Raw genomic sequence first — 24565 nt, 5'->3', positions numbered from 1 at the left:
GACCCCTCACCCGTCTCGCCGCTCCGCGGCGAGCCACCCTCTCCCACAAGGGGAGAGGGTAAGAGCGCGCATTTGCTGCAATTAACTTAACCGATACGCAGCCTTGGCATTCGCACCAAACGCCTTGTCCCGCAGAAGCGGGCCAAGCTTCGCCAGACAGGCTTCCAGCGCGCTCTTGATCTCGCCATAGCTCCCCGCAAGCAGGCACACCGGCCAGTCCGAGCCGAAGATCAGCCTGTCTTCGCCAAAACACCTCGCGGCGTGCGCGACGAACGGAAACAGGCGTTCCGCATCCCAGTCGTTCCAGACCGCTTCGGTCGCAAGCCCTGAGATCTTGCACCAGACATTGCCGCAAGCCGCGAGCGCCTTGATGCGATCGGCCCACTCGGCGCTGCCGCCGTCGGCGATCGGCGGTTTGGCCGCGTGGTCGAGCACGAACCGCGCTTGCGGAAAGGCCTGCGCGGTTGCGATCGCCGACGGCAGCTCGCGGGCGCGGACGAGGAAATCGTAGGTGAGATCGCGGGCGAACAATGCGGTGAGGCCGCGCTGGACGTCCTCGCGCAGCAGCCAATCGGGATCGGCTTCATCGTGGACCTGGTGGCGGATGCCGACCAGCTTGCCGCCGCCGGGTGAAGCGCGAAGCCGATCAAGGGTTTCGCCAAGCGTACCATCCGTCAGATCAGCCCAGCCGACCACACCAACGACGAAGGGATTTTCGTGCGCAATGCGCAAGAATTCCTCGGTCTCCTCCAGCGCGGAGCGACATTGCACCACGATGCTGGCGTCGATGCCGTTCGCTTTCAACAGTGGCGCGAGATCGGCCGGACCGAAGGCGCGGCGGATCGGCGTCAGCTCGTCCGCTGCCATCCAGGGATAATCGGCGCGTGCAGGATCCCAGAAGTGTTGATGGGCGTCGATGATCATGCCTTACGCCCCGCCCGGCAGCGGCGAGCGCGCATCGACGAGGTTCCGTGCCCGCAGCTCGTGCCAGAACGCGGCCGGCACCGCACTCTCCGACATCGCGATGTTGTCGGAAACTTCAGCGGCATTGCGCGCGCCCATCACGGCGACCGTGACGGCCGGATGCGCCGTGCAGAACTGGAGCGCGGCGGCCTTCAGCTCGGTGCCATGCTTGCGGCAGAGCGCGTCGAGCTCCAGCGCTCGCGCCACCAGCGTTGCGTCGGCGTCCTGATAATTGAACTTCGCACTGGTGTGCGGATTGGCCAAAATGCCGCTGTTGTAGATGCCGCCGAGCAGGATGCCGATGCCTTTCGCCGTGCAGAGCGGAAATAGCGCATCCAGCGCGCCCTGGTCGAGCAGCGTGTAGCGCCCGGCGAGCAGGAAGCAGTCGACCGGCACGGCTTCGGCGAAACGGACCTGCATCTCCGACTGGTTCATGCCGGCGCCGATCGCCTTGACGGTGCCGTCCTCGCGCAAGCGCTGGAGCGCGCGAAAGGCACCATTGACCGCCTCGTCATAGTGATCGTCGGGATCGTGCACCAGGAGGACGTCGACACGGTCGAGCCCAAGGCGACCCAGGCTCTCCTCCACCGATCGCAGCACGCCGTCATGACTGAAATCGAACACGGGCCGCTCGCGCGGCGTACCCTTATAGTGCTCGTCCTCGGCGGCGCCGCCATCGGGCGCGCGCAGCAGGCGGCCGACCTTGGTCGAGATGGCGTAAGACTCGCGCTTCTGCTGTCGCAGGAAGGCCCCTAATCGCCGCTCGGCGAGGCCGAAGCCGTAGAGCGGCGCGGTATCGAAGAAGCGCACCCCAAGCGACCAGGCGCGCGCGATCGTCGCTTCCGCATCGGCATCGCTGACCGGGCTGAACAATCCGCCGAGCGGGGCGGAACCGAGACCGATTGAAGTGACGTCGAGCGAGCCGAGCCGCGACCGTTTCATTCCCATTGCCTTGTCTTCATTCCAACGGTCCAGATCATCTCCCCCGCTTGCAAAAATCGCAAGCGGGGGAGGCATGCAGGAGCGCGGGGCTGGCGGACGCTCCTACTTCAACATCTGCGCGACGTTGTCCTTGGTGACGAGATCGAGGCCTGTGTAGACGATCTCCGGCACCTTCTCGCCCTTCTTGATGGCGAGCAGCGTGTCCATCGCCTTCTCGCCCATCTCGAACGGACGCTGGCCGACCAGCGCGTTGGCATAGCCGTCGCGCAGCAGCTCGAGCTGCATCTTCAGCGTGTCGGCGACGACAAGCGTGAACTTGCCGGAATCGATGTCCTTCTTGTTCCTCGACGCGAAGGCCTTGAAGCCTTCAGGGGCGAACATCGGCCAGCCGCCGATGGGAACGATGGCGGCAAGATCCGGCGTTGCGGTGCGCATATCCGTCATCTGCTGGACCGCGAGTGCCGGATCGTCGTTGCAGAAGGTCGGGGAGCCCGCGACCTCCGTCCATTTCGAGCCCTTCAGCGCCTCGCGCACGCCGTCGACACGCTCGGCGAGGTTCTTGGCGCCGGGGCCGCCCGAGACCATGGCGTATTTGCCGCCATCGGGCCGCATCTTCACGAGCTGCTTGCCGAGCGCGACGCCGAACTCCTTGTTGTTGGTGCCGATATAGGCGATGCGCTTGGAGCCCGGCGCATCGGCATCGAAGGTGATGACGGGGATGCCGGCGGCCGTCGCCGCCTCGATCGACTTGGTCATGGCCGCGACGTCGGCGACCGAGATGGCGAGACCGTCGACCTTCTGCGTGACGAAGTCCTGGATGATCTGGGCCTGCGTCGCCGGCTCATGCTCGACCGGTCCCTTGTAGATGCACTCGATATTGCCGAGCTCCTTGGCGCGCTTCAGGCAGCCGTCGCGCGCGAAGTCGAAGAACGGATTGTTCATCGCCTTGGGCACGATGACGAAGCGGTAGTTCGCGGCGAATGCCGGCGTTGCCATCATTGCGACGGCGATGCCGGCAAGAAGCAGTTTCCTCATGGTCTCCTCCACCCTTGTTTGGTGCCTATCCTCTCGAAAGCGCCCGGGAAGCGGACAGGCGGCGTTTTGTTTGCCTTCCCGAGATGACGTCACCTTCAGCTCATCCGCGAGCGGATCCGGTCGACCAGCACGGCCAGGATGATGATCACGCCCACCAGCGTCTGCTGCCAGTAGGAGGAGACCTGCGCCAGCACGAGGCCGTTGCGGATCACCTCCAGCAGCACGCAGCCGACGATGGCCCCGAGCGGACCGCCGATGCCGCCGGCGAGGTTTGCGCCGCCGATGACGGCCGCCGCGATCACGTTGAGCTCGTAGGACGTCGCCATGTTGGCGGGCGCCGATCCGAGCCAGCCGGAGATGATGATGCCCTGGAGGCCGGCTGCGAGCGCGCAAATCACATAGACCTCGATCTTCACCCGCACGACCGGGATGCCGGTCAATTCGGCGGCCTTCTCGTTGCCGCCGAGCGCGAAGACGTGGCGACCGAACGAGGTGTGATGCAGGACCACGGCCATCGTCAGTGCGAGGATCACGAGATAAATGAAAGGCACGGGCACGCCAAGCACGTCGCCCGAGGTGAGCGCGTAGAAACGATCGGCATCGGGTCCGCCCGGAAAGCTGCCGCGGCCGTTGGAGACGACATAGCCGAGCCCGCGCACGATCGAGAGCATGCCGAGCGTGGTGACAAAGGGCGACAGGCCGAGCACGGCGATGCAGAAGCCGTTGACGAGGCCGGCGATCAGCGCGACGCCGAGGCCGGCGAGGATCGAGATCAGCAGGATCAGGCCCGGCACGTTGGCAATTACGGTCTTGCCGTCGGCCGCCAGATGCACGAACAGCGCGCCCGCCGGCGAGCCGGGCGCCGACAGCTCGGTCATCACCATCGAGGTGATCATGGCCGAGAAGCACATCATCGATCCCACCGACAGGTCGATGCCGCCGGTGATGATCACGAAGGTGACACCGAGCGTCGCAATGGCGATGAAGGAAAAATTCTTCGCCACGTTCTGCATATTGCCTTCGGTGAAGAAATAGGGGCTGGCGAAATGCATGATCGCCAGCAGCACCGCGAGCGCGAGCAGCACGTAACCGGTCTGGGAGGCGAAGATGCCGCGCTGCCACCATCTGATCCGGCCGACATTGGTGAAGCTGATCGGGGATTCCATGGGCATGGCCATCACGCCGCCTCCTTCGCGCCGGTGATGAGCGCGGTGACTTCCTCTGGCGAGGTCTGGTGGATCGGCTTGTCGGCCCGCTTCTCGCCGCGGCGCATGACGATGACGCGGTCGCAGACCGCGAACACGTCGGGCATGCGGTGCGAGATCAGCATCACGGCGACGCCCTGCTCCTTCAGCCGGTGGATCAGGCCGAGCACCTGCTCGACCTGGCGCACCGAGATCGCGGCGGTCGGCTCGTCCATCATCACCAGCCGCGCATTGGAGAGCCGCGTCCGCGCGATCGCCACCGCCTGGCGCTGGCCGCCCGACATCTGCTTGACGAGGTCGTCGGGGCGCGTCTCCGAGCGCAGCTCGCCGAACAATTCCAGCGCGCGCGCCGCCATCGCCTTGTGGTCGAGCAATGCGATGGGCCCGAACCTGCGCTTCAGCTCGCGGCCCAGGAACACGTTGGCCGCCGCCGTGAGATTGTCCGATAGCGCGAGGTCCTGGTAGACGACCTCGATGCCGACGGCGCGGGCATCGACCGGCCGGTTGAAATGAACCGCGTTGCCGGCAAAGCGGATCTCGCCGTGGCTGGGGCGGAAATTGCCGGCGATGATCTTGACCAGCGTCGACTTGCCGGCACCGTTGTCGCCCATCAGGCCGACCACCTCGCCCGGCATGACCTGCATGTCGACGCCATGCAGCGCGCGGATCGCGCCGAACTCCTTACCGATGCCGGTCAGCTCGAGGACCGGTGTCGCGTCAGCGTTTGTCATCAGCAGCCTCGCTCAGACATAGCGGTTGACCAGGGATTCCAGATATTCCTGCCGGCCCGAGCGCGGCTGCGGGTCGAAGCCGGGACGGAGCGCGCGATCGGCGAGATCGGCGAGCGAACGCTGACCGCCGAGAATGGCCCGACCCTCAGTGCCGGCCCATCCCTCGTATCGCTCGGTGAGCGGCGCCGTGAGCGCGCCGGCATCGAGCATGTCGGCGGCGGCGAGGAACGCGCGCGCACAGGCATCCATCGAGCCGACATGGGCGTGGATCAGATCGTCCGGGTCGATCGACTGCCGCCGGATCTTGGCGTCGAAATTGAGCCCGCCGGTGGTGAAGCCGCCACGGTTCAGGATCTCGTGAAACACCAGCGCCAGTTCCGGGACGTTCATCGCGAACTGGTCAGTATCCCAGCCGAGCAGATCGTCGCCGCGGTTGACGTCGAGCGAGCCGAACACGCCGAGCGCCTCGGCTAGCGCGACCTCGTGATGGAAGGAATGGCCGGCGAGGATGGCGTGGTTCTGCTCGATGTTGAGCTTGACGTCTTTCAAGAGGTCGTAGCGCGCAAGGAAGCCGTAGCAGGTGGCGACGTCGAAATCATATTGATGCTTGGTCGGCTCCTTGGGCTTCGGCTCGATCAGGATCGGCCCCTTGAAGCCGATCTTGTGCTTGTGCTCGACGACCAGCGAGATGAAGCGGCCGAGCTGGTCGAGCTCGCGCTTGAGATCGGTGTTGAGCAGCGTCTCATAGCCCTCGCGTCCGCCCCACAGCACGTAGTTCTGGCCACCGAGCCGATGCGTCACCTCCAGCGCGGCGCGGACCTGGCCGGCGGCATAGGTGAATATCTCCGGGTCCGGGTTGGTCGCCGCGCCCGCCATGTAGCGACGATGCGTGAACAGGTTGGCGGTGCCCCAGAGCAGGCGCACCTTGCTCGATGCCATCTTCGCTTCGAACAGATCGGCGATCGCATTGAGATTGGCGACGGATTCCGCGAGCGAGCCACCTTCCGGCGCGGCATCGACGTCGTGGAAGGTGAAGTAGGGCACGTCGAGCAGGCGAAACAGCTCGAAGGCGATATCGGCCTTGGCCCGCGCCTGCGCCATCGCATCACCGCCCTGGTGCCACGGCCTCAGGAACGTCTCGCCGCCGAAGGGATCGCCGCCCGGCCAGCAGAACGAATGCCAATAGCAGACCGCAAAGCGCAGATGATCCTCCAGCCTGCGGCCGTGCACGAGGCGGTCCTTGTCGTACCAGCGGAACGCGGGCGCCTGTCCCGCGTCCTTGCCGGCGAAGGCGACAGGTGTGGTTGCATCGAAGAATTTGGCTGACGCGTTCACTTAAGGAGACTCCTTCAATGCGGGATAAAGCTCGCGCCATCGCCGGTAGGCCTCGTCATAGGCCTCCGTGACGGATGCGCGGGGCGTGAAGCTCGCGAGCCGCCGCGGGCGGGTGCAGACCGCTGCGGGTCTCTCGCCGGTCACAGCGAGCCGGCCTAGCCTGGAGGCACCGAGGGCCGCCCCCACCTCGCCTTCCTCGACGCGGTGAACGGGAATGCCGAGCACGTCGGCACAGATCTGCGCCCACAGCGGGGAGCGCGAGCCGCCACCGACGAGATCGAGCGCGGCAACAGGTCCGCTCGCCGCGCTCAGCGCCGCCAGATTGTCGCGCGCGGCGAAGGCGACGCCTTCGAGCACGGCCTGCACGATCTGCGTCCGCCCGGTCGCACCGCGCAGGCCGACGAAGGCGCCGCTGGCGGCGGCATCGTTGTGCGGCGTGCGCTCGCCGTCGAGATAGGGCAGGAATTTGATCGGGCTCGGCCCATCGACGCGCTCGCCGAGCGGCGCCAGCAGCGCTGGGGCCGGCGTCTCCATCACACCGGCAAGCCAGGCCAGCGAGGCCGCCGCCGAGAGCATCACGCCCATCTGGTGCCAGAGGCCGGGCAGCGCGTGACAGAACGCATGCACCGCCGAGGCCGGTGCCGGCGCGAAGCGGTCGGTGACGCGGAACACCACGCCGGACGTTCCCAGCGACAGGAACGCATCGCCCGGCGCGATCGCGCCGAGCCCGATCGCGCTCGCGGCATTGTCGCCGGCGCCTCCGGCGACAACGACGTCTTTCGCCATGCCCCAGCGCTGCGTGAATTCCGGCGCGAGCATCGCGCTTACCTCGCTGCCCTCGACGAGGCGCGGCATGTGGTGAAGATCGAGCCCGGTGGCATGCAGCAACAGGGGCGACCAGCGGCGCAGACCGACATCGAGCCACAGCGTGCCGGCCGCATCCGACATATCCTCGATCATCTCGCCGGTCAGGCGATAGCGTACATAGGCCTTGGGCAGCAGCACCTTTGCGACGCGCGCGAAGATTTTTGGCTCATGCCGCGCGAGCCACAACAGCTTCGGCGCGGTGAAACCGGGCATCGCGAGATTGCCGGCAATCGCATGCAGCGAGGGGCACCGCTGCTCCAGCACGGCGCATTCGGCCTGCGAGCGGCCGTCGTTCCAGAGGATCGCCGGACGCAGCGGCCGTCCATCCTCGTCGAGCAACGTCGCGCCATGCATCTGGCCCGACAGGCCGATGCCGCGGATCCGCGTGACCTCGCGTGGATGGCGGGCGGCGAGATCGTCGACCGCACCGATGGCAGCATCGACCCAGGAATCGGGATCCTGCTCGGACCACAACGGCGCCGGATGCGACAGCGCAAGCTCGCGCGCCGCCGTCGCGAGGATCGCGCCGGCTTCGCTCACGAGCACCGCTTTCACGCCGGACGTGCCGATGTCCAGTCCGAGATACAAATCGTCCTCCTCTTTGCCCTTTTGCGAGGCGCGATCTTGACGTCACGCTCTCCGCCACGGCCCGTTCGATATCCACCTGCCGCTAAGGCAGATTGTCCCGCATCACGATGTCGATCCTGATCTTCTCCTGTTCGCGCAAGATCGGCTCGCCGCGGGCGAGTGCGAGCAGCACGCGCACGGCGGCGCGCGCTTCGTGTCCGGGGTTCTGCGAGATCGCGGCATCCATCACGCCCTGCAGCAGCAGCCGGCGGGTCAGCACGGTGACGTCATGACCGACAAACACGACCTTGTCGCGGCCGGCATCGCTCAACGCCTCGTTACTCAAGGCCTTGGCGACGCCCTGGGTGCCGGCGCCGACGTTATAGAGGCCGACGATGTCGGCATGCTTGCCGAGCAGCCGCGCCAGCACCTGTTCGGAACGATCGTCCTCGTCGCGCCCTTCCAGCACCGGCAGCACGCTGAGGCCGGAAAATTCCGACGCCATCACCTGGTTGAAGCCGAAAATGCGCTCGGCATGGTCGCGCAGGCCCTGCGAGCCCGCGACGATCGCAACCTTGCCGGATCTTTGGCCGACCAGCCGTCCGACCAGCGCGCCGGCGGTGCGGCCCGCCGCGATGTTGTCGATGCCGACATAATGGTGGCGGCGCGACGACGGCACGTCCGAAACCAGCGTCACCACCTTGGTGCCGGCATCGACGAGATCGTTGATCGCGGCACGGACGCTCGGATGATCCAGCGCCACCACGGCGACGCCATCGTAATCGCCCGACAGCGCCTCCAATGAGGCCGCGAGCACGGAGGGGGCAAACACGTCGGTCGCGACCATCTCGACGCTGAGCCGGCGGGCCGACAGCCAGGCGGACATCTCGCCGAGATAGGCCTCGATCTGCTGCATGAACGGGTTCGGCCCCGAGGGCATCACGAAGGCAAAGCGGCGGGCGCGGCCACGGGCGAGCTCGGCGGCGGCGACGTGCGGCTGGAACGCGTTGCGCTCAATGGCCGCCTGGACGCGCCGCACCGTGTCCGGCCGCACCCCCGGGCGATTGTGCAGCACGCGATCGACCGTCGCCAGGCTAACGCCCGCCTCGCGGGCGATGTCCTTCAGCGTCAGCGCGGTCGCGGTGAGGGTCTCGGCCATCGCTGAAGGTTAGCAGAGGTGTTTTGAGGTACGCAACTCATTTTGAGGATCGTCGCCGCATCGCCTCGAGTTGCGGTTGTAACCACAGAGGTAAACACGCCCCCTGCCCGACCCGCGTCTCGCTCGAACCCTGGACGCGTGGCCATCACCGCCTTGCCTGGGTCGGCAAGCGGGTCCAGCCGCTCCCGCAGCCGGCCAGAGCGTTGACCGGACCTGTCGACAGCTACAGGGCCTGCCCTGATCTCACATCTTCCCGTAGGAGGCGCCGCGCCGCGTGATGATGACGTAGCGCGCGTCCTGCCTGGTTTCGTTCTCGAAGATCACCGCGCGCATCACGTCGAAATCCAGGCAATCGCCTTCGCGCAGGCGCACCGCCTTGGCGTCGATGTGCACGGCGATCGCCCCCTCCAGCATCAGCAACTGCTGGGTAAAGGCGTTGCGGCCCCAGGGGCTGTACGGCACCCGCGCGCCGGCCGGCAGATCGACGACGATGATCTCGATGCCGCTCGCCGCATCCGTCGGCGAGGCGTGCCGGCGGCGATAGCCGCTGTCGGGGTCACGCCAGTGCGGCTGGTCGGCAAGCCGCACCAGCCGCTCCGGCGGCTTCTCGGCGAGCGCGACGACATCGCTGAGCGACACGTCGAGCGCCGCGCAGAGTCGTCCCAGCAGCGCAGCCGTCGCGCTGCTCTGCGCCCGCTCCACCCGCCCGATCATGGCGCGGCTGACGCCGGAACGCGCGGCGAGCTCGTCCAAGGTCATGCCGGCCTGCGTCCTCAGCGTCTTCAGGCGGCGACCGATCGCACGGTCGAGTTTCTGCTGGTCCATTTTTTCCGGTCTTGGCCTTCATCCGAACATGGCCCGGCACAAGGACCACAAGCCGCCGGGCGAGAGCAGCTTAGGGCGAGTAAGCAGTCAGCGCCGGGAGCGAGGAGCTAAGATATTGGAATCTCATGCACCGCGAATGCGCGCATTGTCAGGTTGTCGAACGGGACATTTCAATCGGGGAAGCTTGGAGCGGGCGAAGGGAATCGAACCCTCGTATGCAGCTTGGGAAGCTGCCGTTCTACCATTGAACTACGCCCGCTTATGCGCGGCTTGCGCGCCCGTCCTGATTAGCCGAGACGGCGCCTCCCGCCAAGCGGTTTGGCGCAACCGGCCGGCCGGTTATTAACGTCTTGGCAAGATTTTGGGTGCGTCGGATTGTGGCGGTGTTATGATCGCGTGTCTGGGGAGAGACGTGCACTGAGTGGGGCGTGTGCATGGTGGGGCGTGGCTACGCGATATTCGACACGGCGATCGGACGCTGCGGCATCATCTGGAGCGACACCGGCGTGGTGGCCGTGCAATTGCCGGAGGCGCGGGAGATCGACACCCGCCGCCGCATTTTTGCGATCCATCCCGAGGCGCGCGAGCAGCGCCCCTCCAACAATGCCGAGCTTGCGATCGAGGGCATCGTGAGCCTGCTGCAGGGCAATGATCCCGATTTTTCCGAGGTCAGCCTGGATGCCGGCGGGGTGCCCGGCTTCAACCGCCGCGTTTATGAGTTCGCCTGCTCCATTCCGCGCGGGGAGACGCGTACCTATCACGAGGTCGCCAAGGCGCTGGGGGCTTCAGGCGCGGCACATTCGGTGGCACAGGCCATCGCCAAAAATCCCTACATGCTGATCGTGCCCTGCCACCGGGTACTGGAGGCCGGCAATTACACCGATCGGCTCTCGCCGTATGGCGGGGTGATCTCCAAGCGGCGGCTGCTGGCGCTCGAGGGCGCCCAACCGGTCGCCAGCAAGACGCTGTTCGAGGTGCTGCTCCCCGTTGCTCCGCCGCGCGCGCCCAGCTAGGGCGCGATCATGGTCGCACCCTAGCTTTTTTGAGCATGATCTTATCGGACAACCGCTACACACTTGTCCGGATCATGCCTAGATAGGCGGGATGGACGCGACCACACTGCTGACGTCACAATCGATGATCGTTTCCGAGTTTCGCTGCGACGCGGGACCGGACGACACGCCATTTGCCGAATGCCGCACCGGGCATTCCATTGCCTATGTACGCTCGGGCAGCTTCGGCTGCCATTGCCGCGCCGGCTTCTTCGATCTGGTGGCGGGCTCGATGCTGGTCGGGGCCCCCGGCGAGGAATACACCTGCACGCATGAGCATGTCAGCGGCGATGTCTGCCTGTCGTTCTTCCTCAGCGCGGACATGGTCGATGCCCTCGGCGGGAGGCGCGAGATCTGGCAGGTCGGTGCTACGCCGCCGCTGCCCGAATTGATGGTGCTGGGCGAACTCGCCCAGGCGGCGGCAGATGGCAACAGCGATATCGGCCTCGACGAAGTCGGCCAGATCCTGGCCGGCCGTTTTATCGACGTCGTTTCGGGCAGGGCGCGCAAGCCGGCCACCCCCACCGCCCGCGACCGCCGCCGCGCGGTCGAGGCCGCGCTGTGGATCGACGACAACTCGCATGCCGAGGTCGATCTCGAACAGGCCGCCAAGCAGGCGGGCCTCAGCCCGTTCCATTTCCTGCGGCTGTTCTCGAGCGTGCTCGGCGTCACCCCGCATCAATATCTGTTGCGCTCGCGGCTGCGGCACGCCGCGCGGCTGCTCACCGATGACGACATCGCGGTCACTGATGTCGCCTACGACGTCGGCTTCGGCGATCTCTCCAACTTCGTCCGCACCTTCCACCGCGCTGCCGGCGTATCGCCGACCAAGTTCCGCCAGGCCTCGCGCGGGGAGCGCAGAATCTTCGCTGAACGCCTCGTCCTCAACTGAGACAGGTCGGCGGAATGGCGGGGTAATAGTCTGTTGACCAGACGGGCGCGTCGTACTGGGCTTACGGCACGCCGCGCGATATTACAACCAAAGAGCGAATCAACGCTCTTTGAGTGCGGCGACCCGGCAGATGAACAGTGCCCCGAGTGACGTGATTGCGGCCACACTGATCGCGCTTGCCGTCGGCCTCGCTTTCATCGCCGGCTGTGCCGTCTATTATGGCCGCCAGATCACCTCGCGCAGGATTCCGATGCAATGGGGCACCGACGGTCAGCCGGCCTGGTTTGCACCACGCCTCATCGGGCTCTGGTTCAGCTTCGGCGTCACGGCCGCCCTCTCCGCGTTCCTGCTCGTCCTCGCCCTTCATGACCCGCAGAAGCTCACGGCCCTGATCGTCGCAACGGTCAGCGTGATCGGAACGAACATGTGGGTTCACGTCTATCACCTGAAACGGGTGATCCGGTGGCAGTCGGAGGTGCCGGCGAGCTAAAGCGCGATGCGATGAGGATGAATCGTCATCGCGCTTTAGGTTGTTGTTTGAGCATGATCTCTTCGGAAAACCGCTGCGCACTTTTCCGGATCATGCTTTAGCCGGCTGCCGAGCGCAAGATTCTCCAAGAGCCGCCCGTCTCACCCCGACTAGGGTCGTCTCCGGCGCGCGCCATTTTCGGCGCGCTTTGCAAATGGAGACGATCATGTACGACCACATCGGACTTCGCGTTGCCGATCTCGACGCCGCCACGCGCTTCTATACCGCGGTGCTGGCGCCGCTCGGTTACGTCCTGTGCTCCAGCGGCGACGGCTATGCCGGCTTCGGGCCGAAGGGCGAGCCGGCGCTGTGGCTGCACCTGAACAAGGGCCGCAAGGCCGACGGCGCGCACATCGCGTTCCGCGCCGGAAATCATGACGCGGTCAAGGCGTTCCACAGCGAAGGCCTGAAGAGCGGCGGCCGCGACAATGGCGGCGCCGGGCCGCGCAAGGATTACAGCCCGACCTATTACGCGGCGTTCCTGATCGACCCCGATGGCAACAATGTCGAGGCGGTCTGTGTGTAGAAGCCGCCGCGCACGAGCACTCGTAGGGTGGGCAAAGCGACTTGTCCGACGTAGCTCGAAGAGCGAAGGCGGAAGCGTGCCCACCAACTGTCCCCGTCAATCCAAATGGTGGGCACGGCGCTACGCGCCTTTGCCCACCCTACAAAACTGCTTTTGAGGAAACTCCATGGCCTCCATCCACAACGACATCTCCATCAACGCCCCGGCGCGCGACGTCTGGGATGCGGTGCGCGATTTCGGCGCGCTGCATGAACGGCTGGCACCCGGCTTCGTCACCGCCTGCACGCTCGACGGCGATGCGCGTATCGTCACCTTCGCCAACGGCTCGGTGGCGCGCGAGGTGCTGGTCGATTGCGACGACGCGCGGCAGCGCCTCGTCTATGCCATCAACAACGAGCGGCTGAGGCACTACAGCGCGTCGGTGCAGGTGATCGCCGACGGCGAGCGGAGAAGCCGCCTGGTGTGGATCATCGACATGCTGCCGAACGAGCTTGCAGCCTACGTCCAGGGCCAGACCAAGGACGCCGTCGTTGCGATACATAAAGCGTTTCCGCCCGCTGCAGCCTAGCGGCGGTCCGCGCGGCTCTGTGAGTTTTCTCACAGAGCTCCGCCCTCGCCAGCCGTAACCATCGCGGCGTGCGTCCTGTTGGCTCCACTCTCCCGGCGGCGCCACGCACGCGAGGAGCATGTCATGCGAGGTGCGGACAAGGTGATTTGCCAGGCGGCCGCCGTGCTGCTGCTGTTTTCCGTCGCGAGCTCGCCGGCGAAGGCGCAGTTCTTCGGCGGCGGAGGTGCCGGCGGCGAGGACATGATGACCCAGATGGCCCCGATGCTGGAGATGATGAAGGCGAAGATGGGCAAGCGCCGCTTCGCCATGATGATGCAGACCATGGGCCCAATGATGAGCCGCATGATGGACAATGGCGGCGGAGGGCTTGGTGGCATGATGGGCAGTGGCCTCGGCGGCCATCTCGGCGGCGGCTTTGGCGCACCTAATTACGGCGGCTACACCCCGATGGCTGGCGGCACCATGCCGGCCGGTTATGGCGGCGTTGGTGGCGGCGACGTCATGGGCATGCTCGGTGGTGCCGGAGGCGGCGACATGATGGCGATGATCCCGCAACTGATGCGGCTCGCCAATGTCGGCGGCGGCGGCCATCGCCGCCACAGGCATCGCTAATCGGCGACGCCCGAGAGAGCCGGCCTGATCGCAGCCTTGCTCGCGCGCGGTCCCCAGCGCGTCAGCACCACGCTGGAGAATGAGAGCAGGCCGAGCACGACCATCGAGCTTGCGGCCAGCCAGAAAAAGCTCTGTGCAGTCGCATCGTGCGTCGATAGCCACCAGCCGGCCGCCGAGATGTAGATCAGCCGCGCCGTCTGCGCCAGCACCGGCCCGATCACCTTGGCCGCGCCTTGCGATGAGAAATACATCGTCGTGGCAATGCCGAAAAAGGCGTAGAACGGTCCGACCGTCGAGAGATATTGATGGCTCGCCGCGCGCACGGCCGCGCTATCGGTGAAGATGTTGATCCAGAGATCGGGGAACATCGCAACGACGCATGCCGGCGCGCCGACGGCCACGAAGGCGGCAGCACTGGCGATCCAGGCGACGCGCCGTGCACGCGCGATGTTGCCTGCGCCGATTGCCATGCCCACCATCGGCACGCAGGCGATGCCGAACGAGAACGCGATCGAGGTCAGCAGGAATTCCAGCCGCGCGCCGATGCCGTAGCCGGCGAGGATCGTGGTGCCGAATGTTGCCAGCATGTGGGTGAAGATCGAGATCGTCAGCACCGATTGCAGCGGCGAGAAGCAGGCGATCGCGCCGACCTTCAGGATGTCGAAAAACATCGCCCACTGAATGCGCAGGCCACGCAGCTTTGGTGTAACCCGGGCGCGGCCGGAGAACAGGTACCAGCCCATGATGCAGATATTCATGGAATAGGCGATCAGCGCGCCGGCCGCGACGCCGCGCATGCCGAACTGCGGCACCGGCCCGAGCCCAAGGCCCAGCGTGCCACCGAGCACGATCTGCCAGGCCGCCGAGTTGAGGATCAGGAACGACGGCAGCTTCATGTTGCCGGTGCCACGCAGCACGCCGGCCATGGTGTTGAGCAGCCAGGGCAGCACGGCGCCGCCGAAAAATACCTGCGTGTAGGCGACCGCATGAGTCAGCACATCGCCGCGGCCGCCGAGCATTTCCAGCACCCGCGGCCCGAAGATCAGCATGCCCAGCATGAAGACGAGACCGAAGCTGATGCCGATCAGGATCGCATGCATGGCAAGCGTGCCGGCGCGCTCGCGATCGCCGGCACCGAGCGCGCGTGCAATGGCGGACGCCACCGCCCCGCCCATGGCGCCGCCCGACATCGTCATGGTCAGAATGATTGTTGGAAACACCAGCGCCATCGCCGCCAAAGCCTCGACGCCGAGCCGGCCGATATAGGAGGTCTCCGCGATTACCGTACAGGTGCCGGCAGAGAGCGCGATCACGTTTGGCCATGCGAGGGAGAGCAGCGTGCGCAGAATCGGCCCGTCTACAAGCGCGCTTCGCACCGGCCGCGGGGGCGGCGGCAGCGGACGCTCTTGCTCATCGACCGGGATTTCGGCGATGTCGGACATGTCCTCTCCGGGGCACGGGGCGCCATTTGCGGCGCGGCAATGCGTAGCTGTGCCAATTATTTTCTTCGCGCAGAAGGCGCGGCGAGAGGCTTGTTAGCACGGCCCGCAGCGATTTCTCCTGCGCCAGTTGCAGGCGTGCCCTGCGGCAGCGCATTTCAGCCCGTGAATAGCGGCTGTTGTTCTCCCTCTCCCCGCACGCGGGGAGAGGCGAAGCGCGCGGCGGCGCCATCGCCTATTCCACGACCCAAACCAGCGGAGGACGGCCGCCAGCAGCAGTGCGCATGTGCACGCCGATGTGCCGCCCGCATCCCGCAGCCAGGCCTTCGAACAATCCCTCCAGGACCTTGGCGCAGGCGCCGTGATAGTCGGCAACGTCGTCCATCAGCTTCCAGCTCTGCTGGCGGATTTCGAACGTGCCCTCGGATTGCGAGGTCTCGGCCGTGTCATCCTGCGCCGCGAACAGCGCGTTCAGGAACGACGCGAATTCGCTCGCGCCGCCGCGGCTCATCGCCAGTGCCGTCGCGACCTCTTCGAAATATTGCATGCCGATCAGCTTGCCGGTGAGGCGCAGCAGATAGCCGGCGTCTTCCGGGCCAAACAGCTGCACCATCACGGGCGCGGCGGTGCGGACGTATTCCATCGCGTAATTGCGATAGGCTTTTTCCAGGCGCGGTTTCGGCCAGCTCGCAACCGGCAAAGCCGGCGCAGTCTTCGCATCGAACAGCGGCGCTTCGAGGTGGCGCGCGAACACCATGCGCTGATCAAGTTCTAGCGGATGATCGTATTGGCAATAATAGCCTTCCAGCCCATCCTGGCCGTCGACGCTCTGCTTGGTGCAGACGAAGCCGAGCCTGAGATCGCCGAGCGCAACGCCATTATTGGCGTGCCATCCCCGCAGCATCGCGCGGGAGACCTCGCCCGGCACGCCGCAGATCGCCGTGCCTTTCCAGATCCAGCGCGGCGGCGGATAGCGGATCCAGGCCTTAGCGTCGCTCTCATACATGTATTCGACGTGCACGCCGCCGATCCAGTTGGAGAGATAGTGATATTGCGCGGCCGCCACCGCCGGCGGCAGATGATCGATCCCGAGCTTCCTAAGCCCCGGCAGGAAGCGCTCCTGCTGCTGGCGGCGGAATACGCGGAAGACGAACTCCGCTGCATCCGCAGTGCCGCGCCGCGTGACGACGGTGAGGATGAGGCCGGTGAAATAGGCGTGGTAGAGGTCGGCGACCGCCCGCCAGCGCTTCCATTGGGCTTCCTGCGCTGCGTCAGCTGCGGCGGTCATTCGTTTCGCTCCCGATCGTTGTTGCGATCGAGTGTGTCACCGCGCCTTCCGGCAGGCAACACGACGCCCGTGCAGAGCGCCCTGCGCGGCCACCCGTCAATTCCGCATCACGAAGTTTACTGCGGTGGCGTCTTGGCCGCGCGCTCTCGCTCGACCCGTTCGGTGACATCGCGCGCCATCGCGACCGATCCCAGGACGGTGCCGCCGAAATCCCGCACCAGTGCGAACGTCATCTCGATGTAGAGCTTGCGCCCGCTCTTGTGCAGCGCGCGGGTCAGGGTCGGCCTGCCCGCAAGCTTCATGCTGCCGCTGGCCAGCGCAGCTTCAAAGCCCTTCCAGTGCGCGGCGCGCAGATGCTCGGGAATGATCAGGTCGAGATTCTGGCCGAGCGCTTCCGTCGCAGAGAAGCCGAACAGCGCCGCCGCTGCACGGTTCCACCGCATGATCGTGCCGGAGCGATCCGAATAGATCAGCGCATCCGCGACGTCGTTGAGGATGTTTGCGTCGAGCTGGGATTGATCGGTCATGTCACCACCTCGTGTGGACTGTAGCCCGGATGGAGCGAAGCGTAATCCGGGATCGTGCCACAAGCGAGGGTGTCCCGGATTGCGCTTCGCTCCATCCGGGCTACGGAATTACACCCGAAAATGCTTGCTCAGCTTCAGGCCCTGGGCCTGGTAGTTCGAGCCGATGCGCTGGCCGTACATCGCGTCGGGACGGGCTAGCATCTTCTCGTAGACGAGGCGGCCGACGATCTGGCCGTGCTCGAGGATGAACGGCACTTCGCGCGAGCGCACTTCCAGCACGGCCCGCGCGCCTTGCCCGCCGGCGCCGGCATAGCCGAAGCCGGGATCGAAGAATCCGGCATAGTGCACGCGGAATTCGCCGACCAGCGGATCGAACGGCACCATCTCCGCGGCGTAATCGGGCGGCACCTGCACGGCTTCCTTCGACGCCAGGATGTAGAACTCGCCGGGATCGAGGATCAGGCTGCCGTCGGGACGGGCCGAGATCGGCTCCCAGAAATCTTCCACCGCGTAGCCGGAGCGACGATCGACGTCGACGACGCCGGTGTGGCGCTTGGCGCGGTAGCCGACGAAGCCGTTTGCCTTCTCGCCGGAGAGATCGACGGAGACGGCGACGCCGCCCGAGAGATCAGCATCGTCGATGTCGACGAGGCGCTCGGCGGCATGCAAGCCATCGAGCTCGTCGGCGTTGAGGATGGCGTCGCCGGTGCGGAAGCGCACCTGCGACAGACGCGAGCCCTCGCTGACCAGCACCGGAAACGTCTTCGGGCTGATCTCGGCATAGAGCGGGCCGTGATAGCCGGCGCCGATCATGTCGAAGCGGCGGGTGCCGTCGGCGATGACGCGGGTGAAGACGTCGAGCCGGCCGGTCGAGCTCTTCGGGTTCGCCGCCGCGACGATCTCCGGCGGCAGCGCGAGGCTCTCCAGCAGCGGCACGATGTAGACGCAGTTGGTCTCCAGCACGGCGCCGTCGGCGAGGCTGAACTCGTGCAGCTTCAATTCGTCGATGCGCTCGGCGACGGTGGCGCCGGGACCGGGCAGGAAGCTGGCGCGGACGCGATAGGCAATGTCGCCGAGACGCAGATCAAGGCTCGCCGGCTGGATCTGGCTCTCGACGAAGTCATAGGCGGGCAGGATGAGCCCCGCCGCCGCCATCGCCGCGATCATGCGGTCGGGCAGGATACCATTGGCGTCGGGCGCAACCGTGAACGTCAACCGGGGGTCCTCATCAGGGGTCAGATGCATCCAGACATGCCGGAAATACAAGTCTTTTACGGCTATCCGATGGACGCCTTGACGGAAAGGGCATTGCGGAATATGAGCATCACTTATCCCGTGGTGATTTGAGCCGGCCGGCTTGCAGCCACGTTAAATAAGTCGCTAAACAGGCCGGGGACCTCTGTGATCCCGGCCCGTGGATATATCCAGGCCGGTTTTTTTGTGACCGTTTTCGACGAGACGGTCATGTCGGAGGTACTTATGTCGAAGTCGACCACCAACTACCGTCCCGAAACCCGCCTGGTCCATTCCGGCACCCTGCGCTCGCAATATGGCGAGACGTCGGAGGCGCTGTTCCTGACCCAGGGCTACGTCTACAACAGCGCCGAGGAGTGCGAGGCGCGGTTCAAGGGCGAGGATCCCGGTTTCATCTATTCGCGCTACTCCAATCCCACCATCGCGATGTTCGAGCGCCGCATGATCGAGCTCGAGGGCGCCGAGGCTGCGCGCTCGGCGGCGACCGGCATGGCCGCGGTGACGACGGCGATCCTGGCACCACTCAAGGCCGGCGACCACGTGGTGGCCTCGCGCGCCCTGTTCGGCTCGTGCCTCTACGTCGTCCAGGACCTGCTGCCGCGCTACGGCATCGAGACCACGCTGGTCGACGGAGCCAATCTCGATGAATGGCAACGCGCGGTGAGGCCCAACACCAAGACGTTCTTCCTGGAGAGCCCGACCAACCCGACGTTAGATGTGCTCGACATTCCCGGGATTGCCGAGATCGCGCACAAGGGCGGCGCGCGGCTCGTCGTCGACAACGTGTTCGCGACCCCGATCTGGCAGAGCCCGCTCGCGCTCGGGGCCGACGTCGTGGTCTATTCCGCGACCAAGCATATCGACGGCCAGGGGCGCTGTCTCGGCGGCATCATCCTGTCATCGGAAGCCTTCATCGCCGAGCACATCCACAATTTCATGCGCCAGACCGGCCCGTCGATCTCGCCGTTCAACGCCTGGGTCCTGCTCAAGGGCCTGGAGACGCTGGGCGTGCGCGTGCGCGCGCAGACCGAAACGGCCGCGCGCATCGCCGACGTGCTGGCGAGCCATCCGAAGATCTCGCGACTGGTTTTCCCGGGCCGCGCCGATCATCCGCAGGCAGCGCTGGTGAAAAAGCAGATGCGCGGCGGCTCGACGCTGGTCGGCTTCGAGGTGAAGGGCGGCAAGGCCGCGGCGTTCCGCGTGCTCAATGAATTGAAGCTGGCGAAGATCTCCAACAATCTCGGCGACGCCAAGAGCCTCGTCACGCATCCGGCGACCACGACGCATCAGCGCCTGAAGCCGGAGGACCGCGCCGCGCTCGGCATCAGCGAAGGGTTCATCCGCTTCTCGGCGGGGCTCGAGCATGCCGACGACCTGATCGAGGATCTGACTGCGGCGCTGGAGAAGGCGTGAGGCGAAGCGAGATCTCGTAGGGTGGGCAAAGCGAAGCGTGCCCACGCCTTCTTCCTTCGTATCACTGAGCGATGGTGGGCACGGCGCTTTGCGCCTTTGCCCACCCTACGGCAGCGTGCCTACATCGGCCGATACGTTCTTACGTCCGCGGGCACGTTCACGCCCAGCTTGATCTGCCCCACCGAGCGGATGATGTCGTCGCCGAGCAGCTGGGCGAAGCAGGCATAGCCCCAATCGTTCATGTGCAGACCGTCGGCGATGACGAAGCTCTCGACCGGAATCGACTGGTTCTCGTGCCAGTCGCGCATCACCTCGAAGCGCGGGAAGATGCCGACGTGACGAAGCTCGGCGACCTTGCCGAGCAGCTTCACCATCTTGCCGGCGCTTTCGCCGCGCTGGTTGACGGCCGGCGAATATTGCGGATCGACCAGCACGATGTCGGCGCCGCCGGCGGCCTGGATGCGGCTGATGCCGTCCTCGACCAGTTTGGCGGTGTCGCCGGGATCGAGATTGCGCAGCACCGCGTTGGTGCCGACCTGCCAGATCACGAGATCCGGATGCACGTCGATCACCTGGGTCTGGAGGCGCTTCATCATCTCGGGCGCATCCTCGCCGCCGACGCCGGCATTGACGACGGTGATGTCGGCGGTCGGATAGTGTCGGCGCAGCTGGGCGGCGAGACGGTTCGGATAGTTGAACTCCGGCGAGCTCGCGCCGAATCCTGCGGTCGACGACGAGCCGAACGCGACGATGAGGACGGGCTGGCCGGCGACGAGCTTGCCCGCGACATGCGGCAGCGAGCCCATCGCCTTCGAGCCGCCCTTCGGCGGCAGGCAGGGCACGCGGTTGAAGACGTCGCCGGCGGATTTGGCGACCTGCTTCACCTTGTCGATGGCGCGCGCGGTGATGCCGCGCTGCTCGGGCGAGGTCACGGCAACGGTGGTCTGGGACGGCGAAGCGGGAGCGGGATCAGCCGACTGCGCCGGTGCTTGTGTCGCCTGCGCGGCTTGGGTCTGCGCATGGGACTGCGGGGCCGGCGCCAGCAACAACAGCACTGCTGCTGCAGGCGCGGCCAGCCATGCCGTCAGGCAAAAAGGGCGGAGAGAACTCATTAACGCTAGACCTCAATTTTGCTGCTGGGCCGGCTCCAGATGGGCTGCGTCGATCACGAACTGTGCCAACGCCCGGCCAAGGCAATCATGAACCTGCTTCGCCAGTTCGGGCCCGCGGGACGGGCTGAACAGGTCGAACTGACCCTGATCATTCCACTGCCGCATGATCGTGAAACGATCGAACAGCGGAATATCATGCTCCTGCGCCACGACGCGCATATTATCGAGAAACGGTTGGGCCGAGATCATCGTTTCGGTACGCGGGCTGTACTGCAAATTCATCAAGACGACGTCGGCCCCTGCCTTTTGCAACGCAACAACCCCCTCGGTGACGGCGCTGCGAAATTCGTCGGGATCGATGGATCGGATGGCATCCACGGTCCCGGTCTGCCAGACGACCAAAGTAGGCGTTTTTGCTTCCATCAGCTTAACGAAGGTCGAGGCGGCCTCCTCCGCCGTTCGCTTGCTCTGTATTTCTACGGAGACGTGCACCGCTTCCGACGGCGGCAGCTTTTCCTTCAGAATCGCTTCCATGCGCGCCGGATAGGAGCTGCCCTCCGAGGATGGAATCGTGGTCGAGCGGCTGCCGATGACCAGGATCTCGAGCGGCTTGCCGGCCTTGACGGCCTCGGCGACCTTGGGAAGCTGGCTTTCGCTGGTAAGCAGATAAGACGGCAATTCGCACGCGGGCGCGGTGGCAGCGCCAGACGCAGCATCGCCCGCGCGCGCCACAGGCGCGGCGAGGCTACCGCATAGCAGGACCAGGCTCAGGAGAACCTTCGCCTTCATCAGCCCCCTCCCGCCAGATCGGCGTTGCCGACGGCGTTTTTGGTTTTCGAACCGCTCTTGTCAGCCACCCGCTTGTACCACGAAATCACCCAGGCCACGCCCCACATGATCAGGACCCCGGAGAGACTAATCAGCGCATGCATGGCTGCGCCGCCGGAGACTTCGGCGAGAATGAAATGCCCGGCGAAGGCCAGGAAGACGCCGAGGCAGAAGATCTCGAGAGAATGCTGGCCACATAGAATCAATGGTCGTAGCCAGCGCGATTTCAAGCCCGGCCAATCCCGGGGTAGGAAGCGTACGGTGAGCGCGGCCAGCGCCAGGAAATGCGTGAAGCGCAGCACGTCGAGATCGGTCTTGTCGATCGGATACATCCACTTCTCGACCCGCTTCGGCATGAATTGGGAGAGCTGCGGCACGTACCAGGTCAGCGTCACGTAGAACGCCGCGGCGAGGTATGCGATCGCGATCCACATTGTCACGGGCGAAGCCAGGATACGCGACATCCGTCGCGCACCTCCGAGCGCGCACCATGCACCGAAGACGAACAGCAATTGCCAGGCGAAGGGATTGAAGGCCCAGAAGCCGTTAGGATAGGCCGACAGGTAAAGATCGTATTCCCAGGTGACCGCGTAGAGCGCGACCGAGAGGCCGAGCGTGACGTCGGGACGCCATTTCATCGACCACAGGATCAGCGGCAGCGCCAGCATCAGCACGATGTAGAGCGGCAGCACGTCCATATTGACGGGGCGGAAACGCAGCAGCAGCGCCTGCACGATCGTGACGTCGGGCTGCTTGAGGAAATCCATGATGCCCATCTCTTCGGTGTAGAGCGGGTTCTCGAACCTGGTCGCGACATAGGAGATTTCGGCGAGGAAGATCGTGAACAGGAAGACGTGGGCGACGTAGATCTGCCAGACCCGGCGCAGGATGCGCGCGGTGGCGATGACGACGCCGCTCTCCAGCATCGCCCTTCCGTAAACGAAAGCGGCGGTGTAGCCGGAGATGAAGATGAAGATCTCGGTGGCGTCGCTGAAGCCGTAATTGCGGATCGTGAACCAGGTCAGCAGGCTCGGCGGCAGATGGTCGATGAAGATCAGCCACAGCGCCAGCCCGCGAAACAGGTCGAGCCGGAGCTCGCGCTCGCCGATGGCAGGCAGCGTGATGGCCGGCGCGGTCGCGCGCGGCTTCGCCCCCGCGGGCTTGCTGTCCCCAGGCGTGCAATCTACAGGCTTACTGTCTACAGGCTTGGCGTCTGCAGGCTTGGCGGTTCCCGCGATCGTCGATCCCGTCACATGGTCGGCAATGGTCATCGGGGCCTAGAAACCCTTCCGCAAATCGCGACGTTGAGGAGTGTACCGGTCCGGTCGTCATCTCGCAAAGCGGCCGGATCACGTCCGGGTGTCATTCCCCTCGAATTCTGGCGGGACGATGTCGCCAAAGCCGTCTCCGGCGTTTGGTTCCAGCGCCGGATTTCGGTATGATAGCAACCATGTACCGCGCCGTGACCCGCCAGATCGAAGTGACCGTCGAGCCGAACTTTGTTCCGGAGCAGTCGTCGGCCGACCGCTCCCGCTACTTCTGGTCCTACACCATCGTCATCGTCAATTCGGGCGAGGAGACCGTGCAGCTCAAGACGCGGCACTGGATCATCACGGATGCCTCCGGTCGCCAGCAGGAGGTGAAGGGCGAGGGCGTGGTCGGCGAGCAGCCGATCCTGGCCCCCGGCGAGCGCTTCGAATACACCTCCGGCGTCCCGCTCTCGACCGCCTCCGGCTTCATGACCGGCCGCTACCAGATGGTCACCGAAAGCGGCGAGCGCTTCGAGATCGACGTGCCGGCGTTTTCGCTGGATAGCCCGGACAATAAGAGGGTGTTGAATTAGGGCTTCGCTCTCGTGTCCCGGACGCGCTGCGGCACGTAGTGGCGCTGCGCAGAGCCGGGACAAAGGGGCGCCACGGCACGCGGCGAGATGGGCCCCGGCTCTGCAGCGCATCACTTCGTGCTGCGCAGCGTCCGGGGCACGAGATCGGAGAGGGCGCATGCATTGCGATGCTCCCCTGCACATCCCAGCGGCGGTGCCGTAGGGTGGGCAAAGGCGCATAGCGCCGTGCCCACGATCTCCGTCCATGAGCAACAAGGCGTGGGCACGCTGCGCTTTGCCCACCCTACGAGATCGAGATTGTGGCACGCAGCTCAGCTTGCAGACACGCCTTGGCGGCCTCGCGGCTTGAATCGCCCGAGCTTTGCTTCGTCGCTTCACCCTCTAAAGCCAAGAGGGCGCAGGGAAGGCCGGGTGCCGGCTGGCACCCGCGGTCTGCTGCGCGAAAAGCGCACGCAAGAAGACCGCACAGCAGCATACAGGTGTCGCCGATCACTCGGCCTTCCCTGCGCGATGGTTGGACGGCTTATGCCGTGATCTCCCGGGAGCCGAACTTTCCCTCTGGCCTCCCTCGCCGTTCGAATTGACGATGCCGTCTGCCCGGTTGGGCTCGCGCGCATCTTCGAACGGCTTGACCGTAGCAACGACGGCCAGGACCACACGGTTTTGCCGTACGCGCATTCGCTGGTCACCACATTATCTCCCGGCCTTGTCGACGTTGCCGAAAGAATGTGGCGAGACGAACTGAACAGCGCCGCTCGTCCGCACGAAGCCTCGGGCTCACAGGGACTACCCGCCCTGCCCGCACCTCTCGTGCCGACGCTGCCGCGTCCACCGCAAGCCCGGCTCGCGACAGTGACGACCACATAGTCGCCCCTCTTGGGTGAGCCGGGATGGGCAACACATACGCCGAAACCGAATTTCGGTAAAGTGGAATATTTTTAGCGAAGCGGATTGACAGAGCGCGACACAGGGCAGGCGCCGTAGGGTGGGCAAAGCGAAGCGTGCCCACGTCTTTCGCCGCCGTCGAGCGCTCGTGGCCACGGCGCAAATGCG

24 protein-coding genes, 1 tRNA gene and 1 riboswitch are annotated in these 24565 nt (G+C 65.5%); of the genes, 8 read left to right on the top strand and 17 right to left on the bottom strand.

Annotated elements, in window-relative coordinates; all coding sequences use genetic code 11:
* Positions 1-81: 81 nt before the first annotated feature.
* From GGD62_RS24250 to GGD62_RS24205, 10 genes are all read right to left on the bottom strand, one after another.
* A complete protein-coding gene (locus tag GGD62_RS24250) occupies positions 82-924 on the bottom strand; it encodes an amidohydrolase (protein ID WP_183710592.1) in 843 nt (280 codons plus the stop codon).
* Between the two features lie 3 nt (positions 925-927).
* The gene (locus GGD62_RS24245) at positions 928-1905 is read right to left on the bottom strand and encodes an aldo/keto reductase (protein ID WP_183710590.1); all 978 of its coding nucleotides are present in this window, start codon (positions 1903-1905) and stop codon (positions 928-930) included.
* Positions 1906-2007: 102 nt separating this feature from the next.
* A complete protein-coding gene (locus GGD62_RS24240) occupies positions 2008-2940 on the bottom strand; it encodes a sugar-binding protein (protein WP_179740001.1) in 933 nt (310 codons plus the stop codon).
* Positions 2941-3035: 95 nt separating this feature from the next.
* Positions 3036-4118 (bottom strand): ABC transporter permease, encoded by a 1083-nt coding sequence (locus GGD62_RS24235; protein ID WP_183710589.1) that lies wholly within the window; start codon positions 4116-4118, stop codon positions 3036-3038.
* On the bottom strand, positions 4118-4876 hold the full coding sequence (locus GGD62_RS24230; protein ID WP_183710588.1) for an ATP-binding cassette domain-containing protein: 759 nt from the start codon (positions 4874-4876) through the stop codon (positions 4118-4120). The genes GGD62_RS24235 and GGD62_RS24230 overlap by 1 nt, the downstream gene beginning before the upstream one ends.
* 12 nt (positions 4877-4888) lie before the next feature.
* Positions 4889-6211, bottom strand: coding sequence for a xylose isomerase (gene xylA, locus GGD62_RS24225; RefSeq protein ID WP_183710587.1), 1323 nt, complete (start codon positions 6209-6211; stop codon positions 4889-4891).
* Entirely contained in the window at positions 6212-7666 is a 1455-nt protein-coding gene (gene xylB / locus GGD62_RS24220; RefSeq protein ID WP_183710586.1) for a xylulokinase, read from the bottom strand.
* A gap of 82 nt (positions 7667-7748) precedes the next feature.
* A complete protein-coding gene (locus GGD62_RS24215; protein WP_183710585.1) occupies positions 7749-8804 on the bottom strand; it encodes a LacI family DNA-binding transcriptional regulator in 1056 nt (351 codons plus the stop codon).
* Positions 8805-9047: 243 nt separating this feature from the next.
* Positions 9048-9629: a helix-turn-helix domain-containing protein gene (locus tag GGD62_RS24210; protein ID WP_183710584.1), complete on the bottom strand. Its 582-nt coding sequence runs from the start codon at positions 9627-9629 to the stop codon at positions 9048-9050.
* 185 nt (positions 9630-9814) lie between these two features.
* A tRNA-Gly gene (locus GGD62_RS24205) sits at positions 9815-9888 on the bottom strand.
* 175 nt (positions 9889-10063) lie between these two features.
* On the opposite strand from GGD62_RS24205, the gene GGD62_RS24200 reads away from it, so the two are divergent.
* The 6 genes from GGD62_RS24200 to GGD62_RS24175 all read left to right on the top strand — a co-directional run bounded on the left by GGD62_RS24200 (position 10064) and on the right by GGD62_RS24175 (position 13808).
* Positions 10064-10642, top strand: coding sequence for a methylated-DNA--[protein]-cysteine S-methyltransferase (locus GGD62_RS24200; protein ID WP_092251977.1), 579 nt, complete (start codon positions 10064-10066; stop codon positions 10640-10642).
* Positions 10643-10733: 91 nt separating this feature from the next.
* A complete protein-coding gene (locus tag GGD62_RS24195) occupies positions 10734-11573 on the top strand; it encodes a helix-turn-helix transcriptional regulator (protein WP_183710582.1) in 840 nt (279 codons plus the stop codon).
* 130 nt (positions 11574-11703) lie between these two features.
* Positions 11704-12063, top strand: a complete 360-nt coding sequence (locus GGD62_RS24190; protein ID WP_018320847.1) for a hypothetical protein — start codon at positions 11704-11706, stop codon at positions 12061-12063.
* Between the two features lie 205 nt (positions 12064-12268).
* A complete protein-coding gene (locus GGD62_RS24185) occupies positions 12269-12628 on the top strand; it encodes a VOC family protein (RefSeq protein WP_026202432.1) in 360 nt (119 codons plus the stop codon).
* A gap of 166 nt (positions 12629-12794) precedes the next feature.
* Positions 12795-13196 (top strand): SRPBCC family protein, encoded by a 402-nt coding sequence (locus GGD62_RS24180; RefSeq protein WP_179739989.1) that lies wholly within the window; start codon positions 12795-12797, stop codon positions 13194-13196.
* Between the two features lie 123 nt (positions 13197-13319).
* The gene (locus GGD62_RS24175; RefSeq protein WP_183710580.1) at positions 13320-13808 is read left to right on the top strand and encodes a hypothetical protein; all 489 of its coding nucleotides are present in this window, start codon (positions 13320-13322) and stop codon (positions 13806-13808) included.
* Here the strand turns inward: GGD62_RS24175 and GGD62_RS24170 are convergent.
* The 4 genes from GGD62_RS24170 to GGD62_RS24155 all read right to left on the bottom strand — a co-directional run bounded on the left by GGD62_RS24170 (position 13805) and on the right by GGD62_RS24155 (position 18307).
* Entirely contained in the window at positions 13805-15250 is a 1446-nt protein-coding gene (locus tag GGD62_RS24170) for an MATE family efflux transporter (RefSeq protein ID WP_183710578.1), read from the bottom strand. The two genes, GGD62_RS24175 and GGD62_RS24170, sit on opposite strands and share 4 nt — an antisense overlap.
* A gap of 232 nt (positions 15251-15482) precedes the next feature.
* Positions 15483-16535, bottom strand: a complete 1053-nt coding sequence (locus tag GGD62_RS24165) for a hypothetical protein (RefSeq protein ID WP_183710576.1) — start codon at positions 16533-16535, stop codon at positions 15483-15485.
* 116 nt (positions 16536-16651) lie between these two features.
* A complete protein-coding gene (locus GGD62_RS24160; RefSeq protein WP_183710574.1) occupies positions 16652-17062 on the bottom strand; it encodes a PAS domain S-box protein in 411 nt (136 codons plus the stop codon).
* A 108-nt stretch (positions 17063-17170) separates the two neighbouring features.
* Complete coding sequence (locus GGD62_RS24155) at positions 17171-18307, bottom strand: 2'-deoxycytidine 5'-triphosphate deaminase (RefSeq protein WP_409333963.1); 1137 nt, start codon at positions 18305-18307, stop codon at positions 17171-17173.
* 80 nt (positions 18308-18387) lie between these two features.
* A riboswitch (SAM riboswitch) is annotated at positions 18388-18467 on the top strand.
* A gap of 74 nt (positions 18468-18541) precedes the next feature.
* Here GGD62_RS24155 and GGD62_RS24150 point away from each other — a divergent pair.
* On the top strand, positions 18542-19729 hold the full coding sequence (locus GGD62_RS24150; RefSeq protein WP_183710782.1) for an O-succinylhomoserine sulfhydrylase: 1188 nt from the start codon (positions 18542-18544) through the stop codon (positions 19727-19729).
* 119 nt (positions 19730-19848) lie between these two features.
* On the opposite strand, the gene GGD62_RS24145 is transcribed toward GGD62_RS24150, so the two are convergent.
* From GGD62_RS24145 to GGD62_RS24135, 3 genes are read right to left on the bottom strand one after another with little or no spacing between them, the layout of a single operon-like run.
* Positions 19849-20841 (bottom strand): SGNH/GDSL hydrolase family protein, encoded by a 993-nt coding sequence (locus GGD62_RS24145; RefSeq protein ID WP_179739981.1) that lies wholly within the window; start codon positions 20839-20841, stop codon positions 19849-19851.
* Between the two features lie 12 nt (positions 20842-20853).
* Positions 20854-21630 carry an SGNH/GDSL hydrolase family protein gene (locus GGD62_RS24140; RefSeq protein ID WP_183710572.1) on the bottom strand — a complete coding sequence of 259 codons (777 nt, stop codon included), beginning with the start codon at positions 21628-21630 and terminating at the stop codon, positions 20854-20856.
* The gene (locus tag GGD62_RS24135; protein ID WP_183710570.1) at positions 21630-22940 is read right to left on the bottom strand and encodes an OpgC domain-containing protein; all 1311 of its coding nucleotides are present in this window, start codon (positions 22938-22940) and stop codon (positions 21630-21632) included. The genes GGD62_RS24140 and GGD62_RS24135 overlap by 1 nt, the downstream gene beginning before the upstream one ends.
* 179 nt (positions 22941-23119) lie before the next feature.
* On the opposite strand from GGD62_RS24135, the gene apaG reads away from it, so the two are divergent.
* A complete protein-coding gene (gene apaG / locus GGD62_RS24130) occupies positions 23120-23512 on the top strand; it encodes a Co2+/Mg2+ efflux protein ApaG (RefSeq protein WP_026202434.1) in 393 nt (130 codons plus the stop codon).
* Positions 23513-24565 lie beyond the last annotated feature (1053 nt).

This window comes from Bradyrhizobium sp. ERR14 (assembly GCF_014198235.1).
Lineage (GTDB): Bacteria > Pseudomonadota > Alphaproteobacteria > Rhizobiales > Xanthobacteraceae > Bradyrhizobium.
Note: the sequence above shows the minus strand (reverse complement) of the source record. Positions and strands in the feature narration are given on the sequence as shown.

Bases quoted from the DNA above. Each gene is read 5' to 3' on its own strand.
- GGD62_RS24250 (WP_183710592.1), bottom strand. From the start codon at position 924: ATGATCATCGACGCCCATCAACACTTCTGGGATCCTGCACGCGCCGAT.
- GGD62_RS24245 (WP_183710590.1), bottom strand. From the start codon at position 1,905: ATGAAACGGTCGCGGCTCGGCTCGCTCGACGTCACTTCAATCGGTCTC.
- GGD62_RS24240 (WP_179740001.1), bottom strand. From the start codon at position 2,940: ATGAGGAAACTGCTTCTTGCCGGCATCGCCGTCGCAATGATGGCAACG.
- GGD62_RS24235 (WP_183710589.1), bottom strand. From the start codon at position 4,118: ATGGCCATGCCCATGGAATCCCCGATCAGCTTCACCAATGTCGGCCGG.
- GGD62_RS24230 (WP_183710588.1), bottom strand. From the start codon at position 4,876: ATGACAAACGCTGACGCGACACCGGTCCTCGAGCTGACCGGCATCGGT.
- GGD62_RS24215 (WP_183710585.1), bottom strand. From the start codon at position 8,804: ATGGCCGAGACCCTCACCGCGACCGCGCTGACGCTGAAGGACATCGCC.
- GGD62_RS24210 (WP_183710584.1), bottom strand. From the start codon at position 9,629: ATGGACCAGCAGAAACTCGACCGTGCGATCGGTCGCCGCCTGAAGACG.
- GGD62_RS24200 (WP_092251977.1), top strand. From the start codon at position 10,064: ATGGTGGGGCGTGGCTACGCGATATTCGACACGGCGATCGGACGCTGC.
- GGD62_RS24195 (WP_183710582.1), top strand. From the start codon at position 10,734: ATGGACGCGACCACACTGCTGACGTCACAATCGATGATCGTTTCCGAG.
- GGD62_RS24190 (WP_018320847.1), top strand. From the start codon at position 11,704: ATGAACAGTGCCCCGAGTGACGTGATTGCGGCCACACTGATCGCGCTT.
- GGD62_RS24185 (WP_026202432.1), top strand. From the start codon at position 12,269: ATGTACGACCACATCGGACTTCGCGTTGCCGATCTCGACGCCGCCACG.
- GGD62_RS24180 (WP_179739989.1), top strand. From the start codon at position 12,795: ATGGCCTCCATCCACAACGACATCTCCATCAACGCCCCGGCGCGCGAC.
- GGD62_RS24175 (WP_183710580.1), top strand. From the start codon at position 13,320: ATGCGAGGTGCGGACAAGGTGATTTGCCAGGCGGCCGCCGTGCTGCTG.
- GGD62_RS24170 (WP_183710578.1), bottom strand. From the start codon at position 15,250: ATGTCCGACATCGCCGAAATCCCGGTCGATGAGCAAGAGCGTCCGCTG.
- GGD62_RS24165 (WP_183710576.1), bottom strand. From the start codon at position 16,535: ATGACCGCCGCAGCTGACGCAGCGCAGGAAGCCCAATGGAAGCGCTGG.
- GGD62_RS24160 (WP_183710574.1), bottom strand. From the start codon at position 17,062: ATGACCGATCAATCCCAGCTCGACGCAAACATCCTCAACGACGTCGCG.
- GGD62_RS24155 (WP_409333963.1), bottom strand. From the start codon at position 18,307: ATGCATCTGACCCCTGATGAGGACCCCCGGTTGACGTTCACGGTTGCG.
- GGD62_RS24150 (WP_183710782.1), top strand. From the start codon at position 18,542: ATGTCGAAGTCGACCACCAACTACCGTCCCGAAACCCGCCTGGTCCAT.
- GGD62_RS24145 (WP_179739981.1), bottom strand. From the start codon at position 20,841: ATGAGTTCTCTCCGCCCTTTTTGCCTGACGGCATGGCTGGCCGCGCCT.
- GGD62_RS24140 (WP_183710572.1), bottom strand. From the start codon at position 21,630: ATGAAGGCGAAGGTTCTCCTGAGCCTGGTCCTGCTATGCGGTAGCCTC.
- GGD62_RS24135 (WP_183710570.1), bottom strand. From the start codon at position 22,940: ATGACCATTGCCGACCATGTGACGGGATCGACGATCGCGGGAACCGCC.
- apaG (WP_026202434.1), top strand. From the start codon at position 23,120: ATGTACCGCGCCGTGACCCGCCAGATCGAAGTGACCGTCGAGCCGAAC.